The sequence below is a fragment of the Paenibacillus popilliae ATCC 14706 genome, from assembly GCF_000315235.1.
Classification (GTDB): Bacteria; Bacillota; Bacilli; order Paenibacillales; family Paenibacillaceae; genus Paenibacillus_B; species Paenibacillus_B popilliae.
In genome coordinates, this window is the sequence record NZ_BALG01000470.1 from 1 (window position 1) to 790 (window position 790).

Consider the following 790-nt stretch of genomic DNA (forward strand, 5'->3'; position numbering starts at 1 on the left):
AATCCATTGATGGGCTGGCCGCTATGGTACAGGAACAATTTGGGCTCAATCCGTTTTCCTCGGCGCTGTTCGTGTTTTGTAATCGCAGACGGGACAAGCTCAAAATTCTGCATTGGGATCATGCTGGCTTCTGGCTCTACTACCGCAGGCTCGAACGCGGCTCGTTTCAGTGGCCCGCTGGCGGCACAGCTCCACTATGTCTGACGCAGCGTGAGCTGCGCTGGCTGCTCGACGGCCTGACGCTTACCCAGCGCCAGGCGCATGCTCAGGTTCCGCCGGCAGCGCACGAGAGGCGGGGAGCATCCGCGGAACTTTTTGGAGGGGTTCAAGGGCTACTTGCATGTGGATGGTTATCCCGGATACCACAAGGTCAAAGAGGTGACGCTGGTGGGCTGCTGGGCGCATGCACGGCGCAAATACGATGAGGCACTGAAGGCAGCGCCAGAGGCCAGAACGAATCCGCACAGCGTGGCGGCGCAAGGCCTTGCCTGGTGCAACCAACTGTTTGCCATCGAACGGGAGCTTAAAGAAGTGACGACCGAGGAGCGGCTTGCCGCACGCGAGGAACAAAGCCACCCGGTGCTGGATGCCTACTATGCCTACTATGCCTACTATGCCTGGCTGTGCCAGCAGAAATCCCGGACGATGCCCAAGACTTGCTGGGTCAAGCGATTGGCTACAGCCTGAACCAGTGGAACAAGCTGACGGCGTTTATGAAGGACGGTCGGCTAGAGCTGGACAACAATCGGGGGGAACGTTCGATCAAGCCGTTTGTGATCGGACGTAAAAA

At 58.5% G+C, this 790-nt stretch carries 2 pseudogenes; both read left to right on the forward strand.

The annotated features are described in order from the left end of the window. Positions 1-23: 23 nt before the first annotated feature. Positions 24-197 (forward strand): annotated as a pseudogene (gene tnpB / locus PPOP_RS24835) (IS66 family insertion sequence element accessory protein TnpB); the annotation flags it as partial. Positions 198-279: 82 nt separating this feature from the next. Beyond that, positions 280-790, forward strand: a pseudogene (locus PPOP_RS21375) (IS66 family transposase); the annotation flags it as partial.